The 16,246-nt window shown below is 59.8% G+C and carries 13 protein-coding genes, 1 tRNA gene and 1 pseudogene; 5 read left to right on the top strand and 10 right to left on the bottom strand.

All coding sequences use genetic code 11. From position 1 onward, the window contains the following. Window positions 1–175 precede the first annotated feature (175 nt). The 6 genes and pseudogenes from JG746_RS37710 to JG746_RS30885 all read right to left on the bottom strand — a co-directional run. Window positions 176–430: pseudogene (locus JG746_RS37710) on the bottom strand (tyrosine-type recombinase/integrase); the annotation flags it as partial. A gap of 76 nt (window positions 431–506) precedes the next feature. Then, on the bottom strand, window positions 507–1,694 hold the full coding sequence (locus JG746_RS30905; protein ID WP_006329252.1) for a Fic family protein: 1,188 nt from the start codon (window positions 1,692–1,694) through the stop codon (window positions 507–509). Window positions 1,695–2,327: 633 nt separating this feature from the next. After that, window positions 2,328–2,489 carry a hypothetical protein gene (locus JG746_RS30900; protein ID WP_202295834.1) on the bottom strand — a complete coding sequence of 54 codons (162 nt, stop codon included), beginning with the start codon at window positions 2,487–2,489 and terminating at the stop codon, window positions 2,328–2,330. 159 nt (window positions 2,490–2,648) lie between these two features. Then, a complete protein-coding gene (locus JG746_RS30895) occupies window positions 2,649–4,034 on the bottom strand; it encodes a DUF4238 domain-containing protein (RefSeq protein ID WP_244730566.1) in 1,386 nt (461 codons plus the stop codon). A 237-nt stretch (window positions 4,035–4,271) separates the two neighbouring features. Further along, complete coding sequence (locus JG746_RS30890) at window positions 4,272–4,739, bottom strand: hypothetical protein (protein WP_202295828.1); 468 nt, start codon at window positions 4,737–4,739, stop codon at window positions 4,272–4,274. Between the two features lie 246 nt (window positions 4,740–4,985). Further along, a complete protein-coding gene (locus JG746_RS30885) occupies window positions 4,986–7,040 on the bottom strand; it encodes a DEAD/DEAH box helicase (protein ID WP_202295825.1) in 2,055 nt (684 codons plus the stop codon). 180 nt (window positions 7,041–7,220) lie between these two features. On the opposite strand from JG746_RS30885, the gene JG746_RS30880 reads away from it, so the two are divergent. Together JG746_RS30880 and JG746_RS30875 are read left to right on the top strand one after the other, a co-directional pair. After that, entirely contained in the window at window positions 7,221–7,811 is a 591-nt protein-coding gene (locus JG746_RS30880; protein WP_202295822.1) for a ComF family protein, read from the top strand. A 4-nt stretch (window positions 7,812–7,815) separates the two neighbouring features. Continuing rightward, on the top strand, window positions 7,816–8,685 hold the full coding sequence (locus JG746_RS30875; protein ID WP_202295819.1) for a helix-turn-helix domain-containing protein: 870 nt from the start codon (window positions 7,816–7,818) through the stop codon (window positions 8,683–8,685). A gap of 170 nt (window positions 8,686–8,855) precedes the next feature. Here the strand turns inward: JG746_RS30875 and JG746_RS30870 are convergent, their stop codons facing one another. The 4 genes from JG746_RS30870 to JG746_RS30855 form a co-directional block, all read right to left on the bottom strand. Next, window positions 8,856–9,902, bottom strand: a complete 1,047-nt coding sequence (locus JG746_RS30870; protein WP_202295815.1) for a hypothetical protein — start codon at window positions 9,900–9,902, stop codon at window positions 8,856–8,858. A gap of 382 nt (window positions 9,903–10,284) precedes the next feature. Continuing rightward, window positions 10,285–11,595 (bottom strand): tyrosine-type recombinase/integrase, encoded by a 1,311-nt coding sequence (locus JG746_RS30865; RefSeq protein ID WP_006329277.1) that lies wholly within the window; start codon window positions 11,593–11,595, stop codon window positions 10,285–10,287. Window positions 11,596–11,807: 212 nt separating this feature from the next. Beyond that, window positions 11,808–11,883 (bottom strand) — tRNA-Phe (locus JG746_RS30860). 323 nt (window positions 11,884–12,206) lie between these two features. Beyond that, a complete protein-coding gene (locus JG746_RS30855; RefSeq protein WP_202356168.1) occupies window positions 12,207–13,079 on the bottom strand; it encodes a helix-turn-helix domain-containing protein in 873 nt (290 codons plus the stop codon). A 104-nt stretch (window positions 13,080–13,183) separates the two neighbouring features. Between JG746_RS30855 and JG746_RS30850 the strand changes: the two genes are divergently transcribed. The 3 genes from JG746_RS30850 to JG746_RS30840 all read left to right on the top strand — a co-directional run bounded on the left by JG746_RS30850 (window position 13,184) and on the right by JG746_RS30840 (window position 16,240). Beyond that, the gene (locus JG746_RS30850) at window positions 13,184–14,455 is read left to right on the top strand and encodes an ABC transporter substrate-binding protein (protein ID WP_202356167.1); all 1,272 of its coding nucleotides are present in this window, start codon (window positions 13,184–13,186) and stop codon (window positions 14,453–14,455) included. A gap of 91 nt (window positions 14,456–14,546) precedes the next feature. Further along, window positions 14,547–15,407 carry a carbohydrate ABC transporter permease gene (locus JG746_RS30845; RefSeq protein WP_038644534.1) on the top strand — a complete coding sequence of 287 codons (861 nt, stop codon included), beginning with the start codon at window positions 14,547–14,549 and terminating at the stop codon, window positions 15,405–15,407. Further along, a complete protein-coding gene (locus JG746_RS30840; RefSeq protein WP_202356166.1) occupies window positions 15,404–16,240 on the top strand; it encodes a carbohydrate ABC transporter permease in 837 nt (278 codons plus the stop codon). Before JG746_RS30845 ends, JG746_RS30840 begins: the two co-directional genes overlap by 4 nt. Window positions 16,241–16,246: the final 6 nt, after the last annotated feature.

Below are 16,246 nucleotides of genomic sequence, written 5' to 3'. Positions count from 1 at the left end.
TGGGTTCAACTGCAGGTTTCGTGCACCCAATTTCGTCCAGATAATCGGCCCACCACTGCATCATACTGACGCGCTTTTCCCAGTGCTCTGCCCTGGCGTAAGTGCGCCGAACGTCGTTCTTTTCAATATGGGTCAGCTGTCTCTCTTGCGTCTGGATGCCACTTGCCGCATTCATTCAACAGAGTTGATGCCGTTGCTCGGAAACCGTGAGCCGCTGCTTTTTCTTGCTGTAACCCATGCGACGCAGGGCGGCGTTAAGTGTATTGTCGGAAATCGGACGAGAACCCGATCGCACACTTGGAAACAGCAGCGCCTCGCCGCCGGAAATGTCTCTGAGATCGGTCAGGATTTTGATGACCTGCCTCGAAAGTGCAACGCGGTGCGGCCGCCGCATTTTCATGCGTGCTTCCGGGATGGTCCACACCGAACCTTTGAAGTCGAACTCTTCTTATCCGGCGGCTCGCAACTCGCCGGGGCGGGGAAACAGTAGGCGCAGTTATGCGACGCTAAGTTTCCGGAAATAGCTTAGGAAACAGTTCGTCCAACGTGTCGACCGGGAAGCGTAGCGATACCGGTCCTTTCGGGGTATCGGACGCAAGCAGGCCAAGCTCGAGCACCTCGGTAAACACGCGGCGGGCCGTACGTTCCGGCAAGCCAGCGATACGTGAGGCCTCACCGCGATCGAACTCGCCGCGCAGAAGCGCCTCCTCGAGCAGCCGGAAAGCTTCGGGCTTCAGGTCGTAGCGTTGAACGAACCGCTGCAGGCGCCGGGCTAGTTGGTTCAAATCGAACAGGCTCGACATGAAACTGACCTGGTCGATACATACGCGTAGAAACCATAAGGTAAAATCCGCCAGCGCCCGCATAGAAAGATTACCGCGGCCGTCGCGATCGCCTTGGCGTGGCATGTCGGCGTGATCCATCATGCGTTTATAGTCGCCGCGGCTTTCCAGACCCCGCGCCAGGCCTCGGGAAATCGACCACAGCCCATGCGCGGCTATTCCTGCCTCATGGGCCATGGCGTGACTCATCAAGCGGCTGACGCGTCCATTGCCGTCTGGGAAGGGATGAATGTAATTGAACCGATGATGCGCGGCCGGAATCGCCAATATCCTAGCCGCTTTGCCCGTACGTTGGAAGCGGTACCGGCTAGCGAAATGCTCCATGAACGCTTCGACGCGATCGCTTGACGGCGGCTGGTGGCGGCCGACAGTGACATCATGTTCGGGCTGTGATCGCCACCGACCCGGAACCATCAAGAATTCTCTGTCTGCGCCGCGAATGCGCAACATCGCCTCATCGGCGTCACGGTAGAATTCCGCATGCAGCCAGCGCAAAAAATCAAGCGAAGCCGGTTCTGGGAGCTGACCCTCTGCGGCCAGGCGATCGATTTCCCCCTGCAGTCGAACATGGGCCGCGGCTTCCACCTGCAGGTTGCGTCGTTCCTGGTCTTTGTCGAATTCGCCGGCGAGGGCGCGTTCGATGTCGCGGGGGCGCGTGTTGTGGCCCTCGATCAGGTTGCTGTAATAGGTGTTCATGATGCGCACGAGATCCGCCAGGTTCGCGGCCGTGCGCGGATGCAGCTTGGCGCCGAGAACCGCCGAGCTTGCTGACAGCTCAGCCAGCGCGTCGGAGATAGGCTCCGCAACGTCTTCCAGGCGCGCCGGCTCGATGCGCTGTACGGTCTCTTCCATGATTGGCCGATGTTAGATCGCGCTAAGTACGTATATGTCAACAGAAATTTTAGCTGAGCGCCCATAACTGGCCGATCATTTGGCCGATGTTAGGCGCTACCTCAGCTTCACCGAGACGGTTGATCGACGACGCCAATGCCGATGCCGATGATGGCCGATATTCGCTATGCTTAGCGCATTGATAGCATATACGAATTTGCGATCGGTAGGTCGATTTGGCCGATCGCTTGGCCGAACTTCGCCGGTCGCGCCGGCTAGGATATACGACCAGGAAAATACAGGCGACTCCAAATGATTCTCCAGAGATTGCGGAAGCACGCGACGCTGCGACCAGGCTGCGCGAGGACTCGAACGAGGCAGCCCAATATCTGCTGAGCTCTGCGAGCGCGTGTGGAAGCCCGATGCGGGCCGCCAGGTTCTCACGTTTGCGTTTGAGCGCGATCCATTCGCTCTCAAATCGCAACTGGCGTCTTTGACGCTGGATTTGAACCCACAATAGGTACGCGCCGACAAGAGCAAATACGCCTGCACAACGTCTGGAAAGCTCGCGCGTTGCCACAATATCTCGAGCAGGCCGAAGCACACGTCTTCGTCGCGGGCGGCACTCTTTCCCCAATAGGCGAATGGGCGGCGTCAACCGGACACATCTCCATCAGCGTGCCATCGAGGTTCGGAATCCAGAGGTGCCAGGATCGGTCCTCCCAAGAGCGGCATCATGTTGATGACCCGACCATTCAAGGTTTCGATGTTGAGATGTCGCAGCTTTTTCAACTCGGAGAGCTTCGCTTTCTCCATCAGGGGTGTTCTCGCGTGAGAGACAAAACCGCGTGATTGTTACGGGCATGGTTGGGTGGGAAATACCATCTGTCGCCTTCCGGTGATGCCGCGAATGGTCGCATTTGACCCCGGCAGTCCAAAACACCGCGCAAACGGAAGGCTCTTCCATCAATCCGGTCATTCGAGGATCGGGTCCGCGTGGCTCGATGTAGCAGCCATCCTGGCCTCAAGGCGCGCGGCCTTTTCAGGCGTGTCGATGTATTGAGATAACCTCGGCCGGGGACCGAAAACATTCCGGCAGATGATATGCACCTCTTTCCCAAGTCGCCGCACTCTAGTGGTGATGGTCGGCACGATCGCGCCATGGGCGCGGATCAGGTCGTCGCTAGAGCGATCCTGGCCGATGGTCATGCGATAGGAAAACTGCGCGATCGTGCGATTGAGTTGCCGCACCTTGTGGCTGTCGGAGATATCGCGATGGCGCGAGATCATGTTCACCGGCCCGCGCTTGCTGGAACCGCGCACAAGCATGTGCGCCGAAACCGGGAAGATCAGCTCGACCTCGCCGGAATGCTCGTAAGGCGTACGCGCATGGAACGCCTGACGCGGATCGTAGCTGCAGACCGGATTGTCCGATGTGAGGAAAGGCGTGCTTGTCCTGTTGTGGAGCACCTCGAAGCCGAGGCGGAAACAGAGGTCGCCGAAATCCTTGAACTCACCTTTCATTGCCAGCAGCGTTTCATGTGGGTTGACGCCTATCGGCACGGTGTCGAACTGGCCCGCATAGCGCTCGAGCGGCGGAGGAAGGACGCCGAGTTCTTCGCCGATCTTGTGCTCGCAGCGAATTTTGGCCTCGATCATCAGCGCGTGCCGATCGCGCGTCGCCGGAACACGCGCGCGCAAGATCGTTTGCATGCCGAGCACGTTGAAGGAGATGGCGGCCGACAGGCGGCGTGCCGCGAGCGCCCGCACCGTTTCCGGCCATCCGGTCTCGATGGTGTTCCACAGATCCTCGAAACAATGGTTTTCCTGACCACCCCCGGGCAGCTTCTGGGAATAGTAGTCTCGCTCGAAACCAATGGCCCGTGGATTCATTGGCGGCAGCGGGTCTTCGGGCGCCTCGCAAAGATAGGCCAGCACTCGGCCCCGGTCATCCGCGAAGCCGTTCATATAGACGGCCGAGATAAAGTGATGTCGGCGGTTGGTCCGGTTGGCATTGCTCCCCACGGGATTGATCATGCTGAACGGCCGCACATCATCATCTACGGGCACGTTGCCCCATGCGCCGAAGTATCTGGGAGCCCTCGCCATTTGCGCTTGCGTGCTCCTTTTGTCCTTAATTCTTACGCACCAGACAATATCTGATCTGATTCTTATGAACGCGACCACAGAATCTTCTTGGCATTGCTCATATCTGACTGAAGTATCGAGCAAATTGCAGGCCTGCAGCACGGCGGCGCAGCCTATCTGGAGCGTCCGCTTAGCGCCTCGATTTCCCTCGTTCCCAACCCCAGCCAGCGATCCTGAAAGCCGCCGTCCGAGCAGCTTGGTGTACGACGCCATCTCGACGACCGAAGTCGCCCTTGTGCCCAGACCTCACGGCCAGCTTGAGAGTGGTGCGCCAATCGCGGTTGCGGAGGGCTTTCAATTTTTGGGATTCAACGTCGAGCTGTACCTTATTGCTAAGGTGTGACCGCGGCCGGGCCTCTGGAGGGTGCTGACCAAGCAGGAGACGGAGTTCCTGCAGCCGCACTCTTATGGCTCGTAGGAGAGAGGCCGGGAGCCGGCGTCGCCCCGGGATTATGAAAGACCACGACGCCGCACGGCCGCAATCACTTTCTGATTTATCGAACGCCTGGTCGCCAACTGCCGTTGAGACAGGTTGCGCTTCCGCATGGTGCTCTGCTGGAACTGATACTCCCAATCGTTGATGACCCCGCGTTCGTGAAAGAACGCGGTGGCATCCGGGCCGATCGGCTTATCTGGGTCGGCTCGGACACGCTTCAGAGACTGGAAAATCAAATCGGAGCGGAAACCCAAGAACCGCTTCACGCAGACGTTGCCTACGTCCACCGATTTTCGGGTCGTAGCATTGGAGATGGTGCACAACTCGATGATTGGGAAATGGCCGCACAGACAGGTCTCGGGCTCGTCGGCTTCGGAAATCTCGACGAGGCGCCACTCCTTTTTGGCCACTTCCCAATCAGTGGCCCGGCTCAGCGCTAAAATCGCGGCCTTGAGTTGCTGAAAGTTGTATCCGTCGCTCATTCCCCCGTCCTTTAGCCATCAGGCGGTGACATTCCGAGTCCTTCGTAGATGGTCCTGAGCTTCGCCCAAGCCGCATCGAGCATGGGTTTCGCAGCGTCTCGGCTGTAGCTGTAGTCATCGTTGGTCGCGTTGGTTCGAACAACGAGACACCACTCGCCCTTCGGGATGACGTGGGAGCTGTTCCTTCGACATTTGCGCTGGCGCTGCGCCTGCTCGATCCTCACGTCGATTAGAATGTCCCTGACTTTAGCCATCGTTCTTCCCTTTCAGGGCGTCGCGCACGTTGTCTCCCAGCATATCGAGCGCAGCCAAAGCGTCCTCATTGTCGCCCGCGTCGGGTGCCTTGCGGCTCCCGGACTTGATCCCGAGATGTTCGTTGATCGCCTTGTTCAGCAGCGATGTAACGGCGGCCCGGTTGTCACGCCCCGCGACGGTCTTGTCTCGCTGGCCGACCTCGCGCCCGGCGGGCGAGAGCTTCAGGTCCTTGAGAATGCGGGCGACCACGGAGCCTGTGCGTTCGGAAAGCCGCTTGCGCGCGCCGACCCGCCGCGCCTGCGGCTGCACCGGAAGGTCACCGGAACTGCTGACCTGGGACAGCTCCGCTTGCTTTCGGCGCAGCGTCTCCCGGAGCTTGTCCTTCGCGATGACGTCGCGCAGGCGGAGGCCTGCGCCGATCTCATGATCCAGCATTTCTTCGAGGACGCGATCGTCTTCGGGATCAAGGAACGACCGATTGATGAATGAGCCGACGATCTCGTTATCGACCAGCATACCGATATCGAAGCGACGGGGCTCTCCTGAGCCGTCGCCATCGCCATTCTCGTCACCGGCCTCCAGCCACTTTTTGACCATCGCCTGATCGTCGAAGTCGAGCTCCCGGAAATCGTCCCAATGGGCGTCGGTGTTCAAGCCCACATGGGAGACCACGAATGCGTGGTTGTCCGGGTGGTCCGGCTTCGCCTCGTGGACGACGCGCATCACGCGCCCGACGAATTGGATGTAAGGCGACAAGCTCGCGTACGGCCGGAAGATGGCCGCGACACTCAGAGGCGGATGATCGAAGCCCTCCCCGAGCATCTGCACCTGCACGATACAATCGAGCTTGCCGCTGCGCAGATCGGCAAGAACGACGTCCTGCTTTTCACGATCCATCTCACCATAGATTTCGGCCGCCTTCAGGCCCCGCTCTTCGTACAGCCCTCGCACTTGGCGGGCATGGTCGACGGAACAGGCAACGGCGATGATCTGGTGACGGACACCGCTGCGCTCTCGCAGCTCCTGGAGATATTTGATGCTGGCATCAACGATGTGACGATTGCACTCGGGCGCCAACGCGACACCTCGCCGGAACCAGGCATGTTCTCGCAAGGCCAACACCTCTTCCAGTGTGTGCCGCTTCATGTCGTCACGGTAGGTGAAGGACAGCTCTGACGGCGCGACGTTCCGAGAGTGAATCTGCTTGATGTACCCCTTCACCATCGCCCGAGTGAACGGGTAGCGATAGATCACCTTGCCGACCGGCCGCGTTCCGTCACCCCTGAACGGCGTCGCCGTCAGGCTGACGACCTTGGCGTTCGGAAAGCGGTCGAAGACCTTCGCCCAACTCGGCGCCACGTTGTGGTGGCCCTCGTCGATCATAATCATGTCGAAATAGTTCGGCGGAAACTGCGGGAGCCAACGATCGGCCGAGCTGGCCAACTGGTGGATGTTGGTCACGACGAACTGGCTTGCGTTGCAGTCGTGGAGATTGGCATCAACGCCATCCAAAACAGCGCGGAATGGCCCCGCGGAAAAATCGTGGAGCGCCCCTGTCCGCCGCCAGAAATTCTTCGGGTTGCTGATGTCGAGCGACTCCGCGACACCCGACCGTATCGTCAGGTTCGGTGTGATGACGAGCGCGCGCCCTTTGGCGACGCCGAAGGGCAATGTCGCGATGACGCCAGTCTTTCCGCATCCGACGGGTATCTGCAGGATCACCGGCTCGTTCGAGGCTTCGAAGTGGGTCCGCACTGCCCGGTGCGCGCCCTGTTGCGGCTCGCGTATCTTGGGGTTCGCTTCAATATCTGCGGTCAGGGTCTGAAACATATGGTCCGGCTCGTTGGCGGCCTGTTCGGCGCGCCGGTACTCGAGGCGGAAGGGCTCAAGGTCAGGCCGGCGATAGAAGCGATAGCCGCTCCCTGGACGGCGCACGGGCTTGAGCTTGCCCGAGGCATCCCACCGTCGAAGCGTGTCCTTCGAGACGCCAACATACTCTGCGGCCTCGGCAAGGGTCAGGAAATCGGGGGCATCATTCTGTGACATACGGCAACATTATGCAACCTTACGCAATTGGTCAATCCCCGACGTGACTACGCTGGCGCCGTGAGCTCCGGATGCCATTGACGAGCCGCCCCGGGGCCATTGCGTCTCATACAATATTTTGTATATATAAGGTGGGCGCGCAGTTGGCGTTCCCAGGGCCTGCAAGGAATACTCATCATCATGAAGGTTCAGGTTCGAAAGCTCGAAGGCAGTTGGGATCTCGGTTACGCGCTGCACAAGCATACGCTGTCGAGCGTCTACCTGGGCGACGACGAATACGGCCACCCTCGATTTGACACGACGCGCTCAGAGCCCGGCGAGGCGTTATACCAGCTTAAATATCGAGCCGATTGGAATCAGGTGCAAGCGCTCGCAGCGCAAGTGCAGCAATCCTTGCTGCCTTTGTTCGGCAAGATTGGCCTTATTATCCCGATGCCGGCCTCCACGGTGCGCGCGCGCCAGCCGGTCAATGAGATCGCCAACGAACTCGGCAAACTGACGAAAACGCCGGTGTTCGATGATATCATCGTCAAGGCGCCAGCGCCGGAAGGTAGCCCGCAGCTCAAGAATCTGCATGGCCGCGAGGCTAAGGACGCCGCATTGGAGGGACGGTTCAGCATCAACCCGTCCATCACCAACGAAGGGTGTTGGAACGCGCTTGTCCTTGATGACCTTTTCGACACGGGCGCCACGATGGACGCCGTCTGCAAAACGCTGCGCACGTACAAGAAAATCAACCATATCTACGCCGCTTCGATCACATGGAAGTAATGCCATGACCACTGTCTTCATCGCCGGATCAATCTCCATCAGTCGCCTGCATGAGAAGGTGGCGGATAGGATCAACAAGATCGTATCTTCAGACTTCGACGTCGTGGTCGGAGATGCCGATGGTGCCGATACCTCAATTCAAGAATGCCTCCAGCAGTACCAAGCCAGAAAGGTGACTGTGTATTGCACCGGCGATTCGCCCCGGAACAATGTCGCAGAATGGCCGGTCCACAGGGTCGTCTCGAAGGCGAAGGCTGGCACGCGCGCCTATTTTACCGCCAAAGACCTGGAGATGGCGCGCAACAGCGACTATGGCCTCATGGTCTGGGATTGCAAAAGCACCGGCACACTAAGCAATGTCATCGAGCTTCTTCGAGAAAAGAAGAAGTCCGTGGTCTTCGTGAACAAGAACAAGGATTTTGTAACCGTATCGGACAAGGGTGGCTTGGAGCGCCTTCTCGCCTTCATGTCGGATCATGCTCGCGCAAAGGCGGAAGAGAAGATCGGCCTCACCGCGAAAATCGCCAGTATCGCCAACGAGCAATTCTTGCTGGACATCGGTGCGAATAGCGAATCGTCTGCAGGCCCGGTGAAGGATCTGGAGCCGGCGGCACCTGCCGAGCCGAGCCCGCAACAGAGCGAGAGCGCAAAGTTACGCGCGGTGCTCATGACGGCGCTCAAAGAGCATATTTCCCGCACGCATTTAAGTCAGTCTCAAGCGGCCAAAGTCTTTGGGGTGACCCAGCCGCGGATCTCAGACCTTACCCGCGGCAAAGTCGACCTGTTCGGCCTCGACGCACTGGTCAACATGGCTGCTGCCGCCGGCTTGCAAGTGGAGATGCAAGTTCGCGAGCCTCACGGCGCTGCCGGCTGATACAGTTTGAGATCCTTCAGTTTCGATCGGAGCGCTCGGGAAGCTCGAAGCGTCCATTTCCCAATGTGCAGCAAGGCGGCCGGACGCCTACGGCCGGACTGGGGTGAGTCCTATGTAGAGGCATTAGCGACTGCTGCGCGCCAGTAGCGGTCCCCCGCGCCGTGGCAGGTCTAGCCAGCAACCGCCTTAGGATGCCGGTAGAGAACGTCCCCGACGAGGTCGCCGTCGCCCCAGTTGTTGAAGGTCAGTAGATTTTCCTCCAAGGGGTGGCCGGTCACGGCATCGGGCCAGTTCAGCCTAGTGTACTTCTCGGTGCCGATGCGCTGTTTGAAAAGGTAGGCGAGACTGTTTGCCAGCACGTCTGCAGCCAGCACCAGACCGTCACTGTCGTGATCGACAGCGTTGATCTCGAGGCTCCTCACCTGCAGCTCAATCTGCAACTCGGGAGGGAGAACTGTACAGATGCGGATTTGCCTATCGACCAACGTCTTGGTAACCGTATCGAAGCGGCGGGACGTCCTAGTGAAAGTCATGTCGCCCAATAGTCTTTCGGCGACCGCGATGAAATCCTTAACAATAGGATTGTCCACACGGTCGGTCCGCACCTCGATCTCGACATCCTTGCAGCCGCGCTCCTCGAGGAAGGCAACAAGATGGGCGTAGAGACCGTCAAAAATCGCGACGTGCAACGAATCCGGGGTTTCTCTTGGACTGCCTCCCTTATAGCGCGGAGGTTGGCTTGAAGCGGCGGCGGGCAGGGCCTTCGCCTGCTTGCGTGCCTCGATCTGGCTGAGGTGCCAGGCATGAAAGCCGGCGACGTGGATGGCGTACCAAAAGCAAGGAAGTTGATGTTTGCGAATGACCGCATAGATGTCATCGCGCAGAGCTCCCTGTCGGTCAGGCGGTAAGTCGGCGATATGCAGCTTCTGAGCGTCAGTCTGATACCTCTGCACGACGATTTGCAGGTCGGCCTCTACCGCTGCAAGATGGCTTTCGGGCACCATGACACCTGCGAAGAGGCCAACTTCACCGTCGAATGCCTCGTCGCGATCCGCGTACCCCTTCGCACCTGACTCGTCGCAGGCAAAAATGATCCTCATTAGCAGTGCATCTCCCAATAGTGCATCCAATAGTTTTTCGGTACGACTGATTGTAGAAAAATTTGTAAGACTGCAATCTTGTCCATTGTCAGGACGGGTCACGAGGATCAGCGCCAAGGTAGGCACATCAGCTCTCACACCCTTCGACTTCTCAAATCCCAATGTAAGGGGCAACTTTAGGCCCGGTCGTTGTTCCGAAGAAGAGCAAATGACCGCAATGGCGTCGGCTGCGGAATGGCAGCTTACTGCCGCGAGTTTGCCGCAACCGGACCGTCTGGACACGGCCCCAAACCAGCCACGTTCGTCACGGGTTAATCGACCCTTCTTGTGGACGACGAGACACCGCGGAGGGAATACTAGTCCTCCTCCTGGTCCTTAGGTTCGCCAGACCATACGAGAGAATACGAAGGAAATGTGTGGCCAATTGATTTCCTGTGGAAAACGATGACCCTCCGGGCCTGCAACATTGGTCGCCCAGTTTCGGTGTTTTCGACGGGGTTCAGTGTGATTTTCGGAGATTGGAGGTTCGTCTCGTCGTTTGGCGAACCGTCGCTGTTGGCTTCCAAACTAGACCCTCGCGAGGATGTATGGACAGCAGGCTTGCCTCGCGTCCCCCGATTGAGACCACCCGCGAGTTTTTGCTCTCGAGTTCATCCAGATAATCGGCCCACCATTGCATCATCCTGACGCGCTCTTCCCAGTGCTCTGCCCGGGCATAGGCGCGCCGAACGTCGTTGTTCTCAATGTGGGCCAGCTGCCGCTCTACGGCGTCCGGGTGCCACTTGCCGCATTCGTTTAGCAGAGTTGATGCCGTTGCTCGAAAGCCGTGCGCGGTAGCTTCTTCTTTGCCATAGCCCATACGGCGAAGGGCGGCGTTAAGCGTGTTGTCGGAAATCGGACGCGAACCCGATCGAACACTAGGAAACAACAGCGATCCACCACCAGAGATTTCTCTAAGTGAGGTCAGGACGCTGACGGCCTGCGTGGAAAGAGGTACGCGGTGCGGCCGTCGCATCTTCATGCGTCCTTCAGGGATGCTCCACACCGAGCTTTCGAAATCGAACTCGTCCCATCCGGCCGCGCGCAGCTCGCCGGGGCGGGGAAATAGCAGGGCCATCAGCTTCAGAGCGGCTCGGGTTGTAGGCTGTCCGTCAAATGCATTAATCGCCCTCAGCAAGCCTCCCAAGGCCTTAGGATCGGTAACCGCGGCACGGGGCGTGACCGTCGGACCGACGAGTGCGCCCCTCAGGGCGATCGTCGGATCTACATCGGCGCGTGCGGTTGCGATTGCATATCGAAACACGCTGCCGATGGTGGAGCGCATTCGCCTGGCCGACTCGTATCGACCACGAACCTCCACGCTGCGGAGAGCGGCAAGAATTGTGGCCGGATCGATCTCCCGAACGCTTTTGTCCCCAAACGTTGGATAGGCAAAGTCGAGCAGCCATTTGACCTTGGTGATGGTCCGGTCGGCACGTCCCTCCTTCTTCAGCTTGTCGACATAGTCCTCCGCGATTGAGCGAAAGGTGTCCTCCGCCGAAGCCTTTTGCGACTTACGCTCCTGTGCGGGGTCGATGCCACGTAGGAGGAGACGTTTGGCGGTATCGCGCGCCTCGCGTGCCTCAGCGAGGGAGATGAGGGGATAGCTGCCCAACGCCAGAAGCTTCTGCTTGCCGCCAAAACGATAGGCGAGGCGCCATAGGCGAGATCCGGTAGGCTGCACCCAAAGCTGGAGCCCGCCACCGTCAGACAATTTCACGAGCTTGGAAGCGGGTCGGGCATTACGGCATTTTACGTCGGAAAGAGCCATTTTCGGGACCTCCATTTGGCTGCATCGATACCATCAGGATCTCCAATACCAGCGAAAATACCAGCCCCCCGCCTCGTTGGACCAACTGCGCCGAAATTCCACGAAACCCGACCATCCGCGCTTTGGGCAGCGAAATCAGTAAGTATTTCAGCTAGTTGCCGAGACAGGAGAGTAGAAGCTTCGGCGAAAGGGACTGTCGGGAGAAGAGGGGATGGTGCCCAGAGGCGGATTCGAACCACCGACACGCGGATTTTCAATCCGCTGCTCTACCAACTGAGCTATCTGGGCCTGTTCCGGCAAACGAAAAAGCGTGAGCCGGATTTCATGAAGGCGCCGCGGGGCACCCTTTGAAAGCGCGTGGGTTATAGCACGGGAATTTTGCCTGTCCAGCGCCTAGGTGGCGATTTCCGGCAGGAAAAGCGAGCCTGTGGAAAGGCCGGCCCCATCAGGCGCTTTCGTCACCACAATGGGGCGTGATTGGCCTCTTTCGGCACTTTGGCCTCCGTCCCGGCGCCGCCATGGCGCACTGTGACCGCCGGGGGCCGTCCTTAGCCGACAATCGGGAGGCCAATGTGTTCCGATCATCTGCAAGCGGCGAGGGGCTGTTGCTTCTACCTGGCGCCGGCCACGCCCTTGCGGAAGTCGGAGGGGGTCATACCGGCCAGCTTGCGGAAGGATTTGTTGAAGGCGCTGAGCGAGCCGAAGCCGGAGTCCATGGCGACGCGCAGCACATTGGCGTCCTGATGCATCAACAGCGCCTGCGCATAGCTCAGCCGCAACAGGTTGACATATTCGTTGAGCGTCATGCCGGTCGATTTCTTGAACAGGCTCATGGCGTATTTGGGATGGATATCGGCCGCCGCCGCTATGTTCATGCAATCGATGTCGTAGAGGAAATTCTCGGCGATGAAGTCACACATACGCCCGACATTGCGCGAGGATTGCTGGTCGAAGGCACTGCCGGCTTCCTGTCCGGCCGCGGTTTCGGGAACCAGCCGGTAGGGTTCGAACCGCACCCGCTCCAGCCGCAGCAGGAGCTCGTTGACGGCATGCTCGGCCCTGGCCGGATCGCCCGAGCGGGCATAGCTGTTCCAGCGGAAGAAATTGTCGTTGTCGGATTGGTCGGTGGCGCCGGTCACCAGCGTCGCACCGGTCATCAGCCGGTGGCGCACGTCGGCCGGCAGATGCAGCCGGAAGAAATGCACCAACGGCAGATGCGCGCCGGCATAGATGGCGTCGTCGCTGAGATCGTCCATCTGGTGCGGCAGACCGCCCCAGAAGAAGCACATCTCGCCGGCCGAAAGCGAGATTTCGTGCTCGTTCATGCGGTAGTGCACGCTGCCGCGCACGATGAAATTCACCTCCACCTGGGCATGCCAATGCGGCTTCAGCATCACCAGCGGAGCGGTGTGAAACATCTGCAGGAGCAGCGGGAGGCCTTCGACGCTGCTGGCGCCCGGCTGGTAAAACGGCCGTTCGGGCATCTTACTTTCCGCCAATTTCGTATTCCCTTTGTCGGCGACAAGCCTTCCGCGCTGCATAGTCTAGCCACGCTCGCAGAGAGAGCAAATGAAATGGGAGGATTTCAATGCGCATCACACTGACCTGCGCCGCGCTCGCGCTTGCCCTGGGCTCAGCCCCGGCCTTTGCGCAGTCCGGCGAAATCACCATCTGGAGCTGGAATGTCGCCGCTTCGTCGCTGAAGGCAACGGTGGCCGGCTTCAACAAGCTGCATCCCGACATCAAGGTCACCGTCCAGGATCTCGGCAACCAGCCGACCTACGACAAGTCGATCGCCGGATGTGCCGCCGGCGGCGTCGGCCTGCCCGACATCGTCACCATCGAGAATGGCGAGGCGGAGAATTACTGGAGCCAGTTCCCCGACTGCTTCGTCGACCTGCACACGCTGGGCTACACGGCGGAAGACCAGAAGAAATTCCCCGATTTCAAGCGCACCGAACTCGAGGTCGGCGACAAGGCCTATGCCATGCCGTGGGATTCCGGCCCGGTCGCCGCCTTCTATCGCCGCGACTTCTACGAAAAGGCCGGCGTCGATCCGGCATCGATCAAGACCTGGGACGATTTCATCGCCGCCGGCAAGAAGATCCAGGCCGCCAATCCGGGCGTCTCGATGACCAACGCCGATTTCAACGGCGACACCGAATTCTTCCGCATGATCTCCAACGAGCAGGGCTGCGCCTATTTCGCCGAGGACGGCCAGTCGATCACGGTCAGCGAGCCCAAATGCGTCGACGCCATGACCAAGGTCAAGGAGATGAAGGACGCCGGCATCGTCTCGTCCGCCGACTGGGGCACCAAGATCACCAACAACACGGCGGGCACCGTCGCCACCCAGGTCTATGGCGGCTGGTATGAAGGCACCATCCGCACCGAATCGGCAGGCGAGAACGGCAAATGGGGCGTCTACCTGATGCCGAGCCTTACATCAGACGGTCCGCGTGCCGCCAATCTCGGCGGGTCGTCGCTGGCCATCACCTCAGCCTCGCAGAACAAGGAAGCGGCCTACGAGTACCTGAAATACACGCTTGGAACCAATGAAGGCCAGATCACCATGCTGAAGGAGTTCGGCCTCGTCCCCTCGCTGGTCTCGGCGCTGAACGATCCATACGTCTCGCAAGGCCTGCCCTACTGGGGTGGCCAGGCGGTGTGGAAGGATATTCTGGGCACCTTGCCCAAGGTCGTCCCCAGCCGCGGCACACAGTTCCAGAGCGATGCCGAAATCATCGTTCGCGCGGTGCAGACCAAATATCTGGGCGGCGGCTATCCCGACGCCAAGGCAGCGCTCGACGACGCCGCAAAACAGATTGCCGCGGCGACCGGATTGCCGGTCAAATCGTAACCTCCCAGGGACGGGGTCCGGGACGGCTCTTGCCGCCCGGGCCCTGCGCCTGCGAGCTTGTCTGAAACACCGGATATGAGGGAGGAGGAAGATGCGCAACCGCAACGCCACGGCCTATCGTTTCCTGGCGCCCTATCTCCTGATCTTTTCCGTCTTCTGGGTGTGGCCGATCATCTCTTCGTTCATGATCTCCTTCCAGGCGACGCGCACCGTGCCCTGGCGCTTCGCGCCGGGCTTCAACTGGGGCCGGCTGATCGGCGATCCGGCGTTTTTTAACGCGCTGAAGAATACGCTGCTCATCCTCGTCATCCAGGTGCCGGTGATGATCGCGCTGGCCATGGTTATGGCCGTGCTTTTGAATTCGCCGCTTCTGAAGGCGAGGGGGCTCTACCGCTTCGCCTTCTTTGCTCCCGTCGTCGTCGGCGAGGTCGCCTATTCGGCGGTGTTCCGGCTGATGTTCAGCCTCGATTTCGGCATCGTCAACAAGCTCCTGAACAGCATCGGCCTGCCCAAGATCGACTGGTTCTCCAATGTCACGCCGGCCATGGCGCTGATCATGATCGCGGTCACCTGGCGCTGGGCCGGCTACAACGCCATCATCCTGCTGGCCGGCATGCAATCCATCCCCGAGGATGTCTACGAGGCGGCGACGCTCGACCGGGTCAGCAAGCTCAAGCAGTTCTTCCACATCACCTTGCCGCTCTTGAAGCCGGTCATCGTCTTCTGCCTGGTGCTGTCGATCATCGGCACCATGCAATTGTTCACCGAGCCCTTCCTGATCACCGAGCGCGGCGGGCCGGGTGGCGGCACCGAGACGCTCGGCCTGCTACTTTATCGCCAGGGGTTCCGGTCGCTCAATTTCGGCTATGCCTCGGCCGTCGCCTACACCATGGCGGCGCTGGCGATCGCGATCACGCTGGTGCAACTGTGGCTGACGAGGGAAAAGCAATGAGCTCGCTCTCTTCCGCCCGCCTGAGGCGCAGCATTGCGCTGCATCTTTTCCTCACCCCGCTGGCGCTGATCTGGCTGTTCCCGCTGTGGATGATGGTGGTGTTCTCGACCATGCCCGACAACGGCATCTTCAGCCCCGGCATCGAGCTTTTGCCGCACGGCAATTTCGTCGACAATTTCAACAATCTGCAGCGCGACACCAACTTCGTCGGCGCCATCGGCATCTCCGTCTCGGTAGCGGTGACCTACACCTTCCTGTCGGTGCTGTTGACGTCGATGGCTGGCTGGGCGCTGGCGCGCTACCAGTTCTTCGGCAAAGGCGTGGTTGTCGGCATCATCTTCGGCACCATCACGCTGCCCTATGCGGTGGTGCTGATCCCGCAATTCATCATGGTGGCGCGCGACTTCCAGCTCGCCAACACCTGGGTGGCGCTGATCGTGCCGCCGTTGTTCAATTCGCTTGGCGTGCTGTTCATGCGGCAGAGTTTTTCGATGATGCCGGACGATCTGTTCGACGCCGCCCGTGTCGAAGGCGTGAAAGAGTGGCGCATCTTCCTCTTCGTCGCGCTGCCGCTGGCGCGGCCGATGCTGGCCGCACTCGCCATCATCCTGTTCCTCTCCTCCTGGAACAACTACCTCTGGCCGCTTTTGATCAACAGCCAACCCGGTTCGATGACGGCGCCGGTGGCGCTCGGCACGCTGATCGGCCTCACCAAAGTGTCGTGGGGCGGTATCATGGCGGGGGCCGTGATGCTGACCGTGCCGATGCTCATCGTCTTCGTCCTCCTGCAGCGCCATTTCATCGCCGGCATCGCCGCCGGCGCAGTCAAATAAGAGGCA

Origin of the sequence: Mesorhizobium sp. 113-3-3 (assembly GCF_016756495.1) — a bacterium.
In the GTDB taxonomy this organism is placed as follows: Bacteria; Pseudomonadota; Alphaproteobacteria; order Rhizobiales; family Rhizobiaceae; genus Mesorhizobium.
This window is presented reverse-complemented; position numbering and strand designations above follow the sequence as displayed.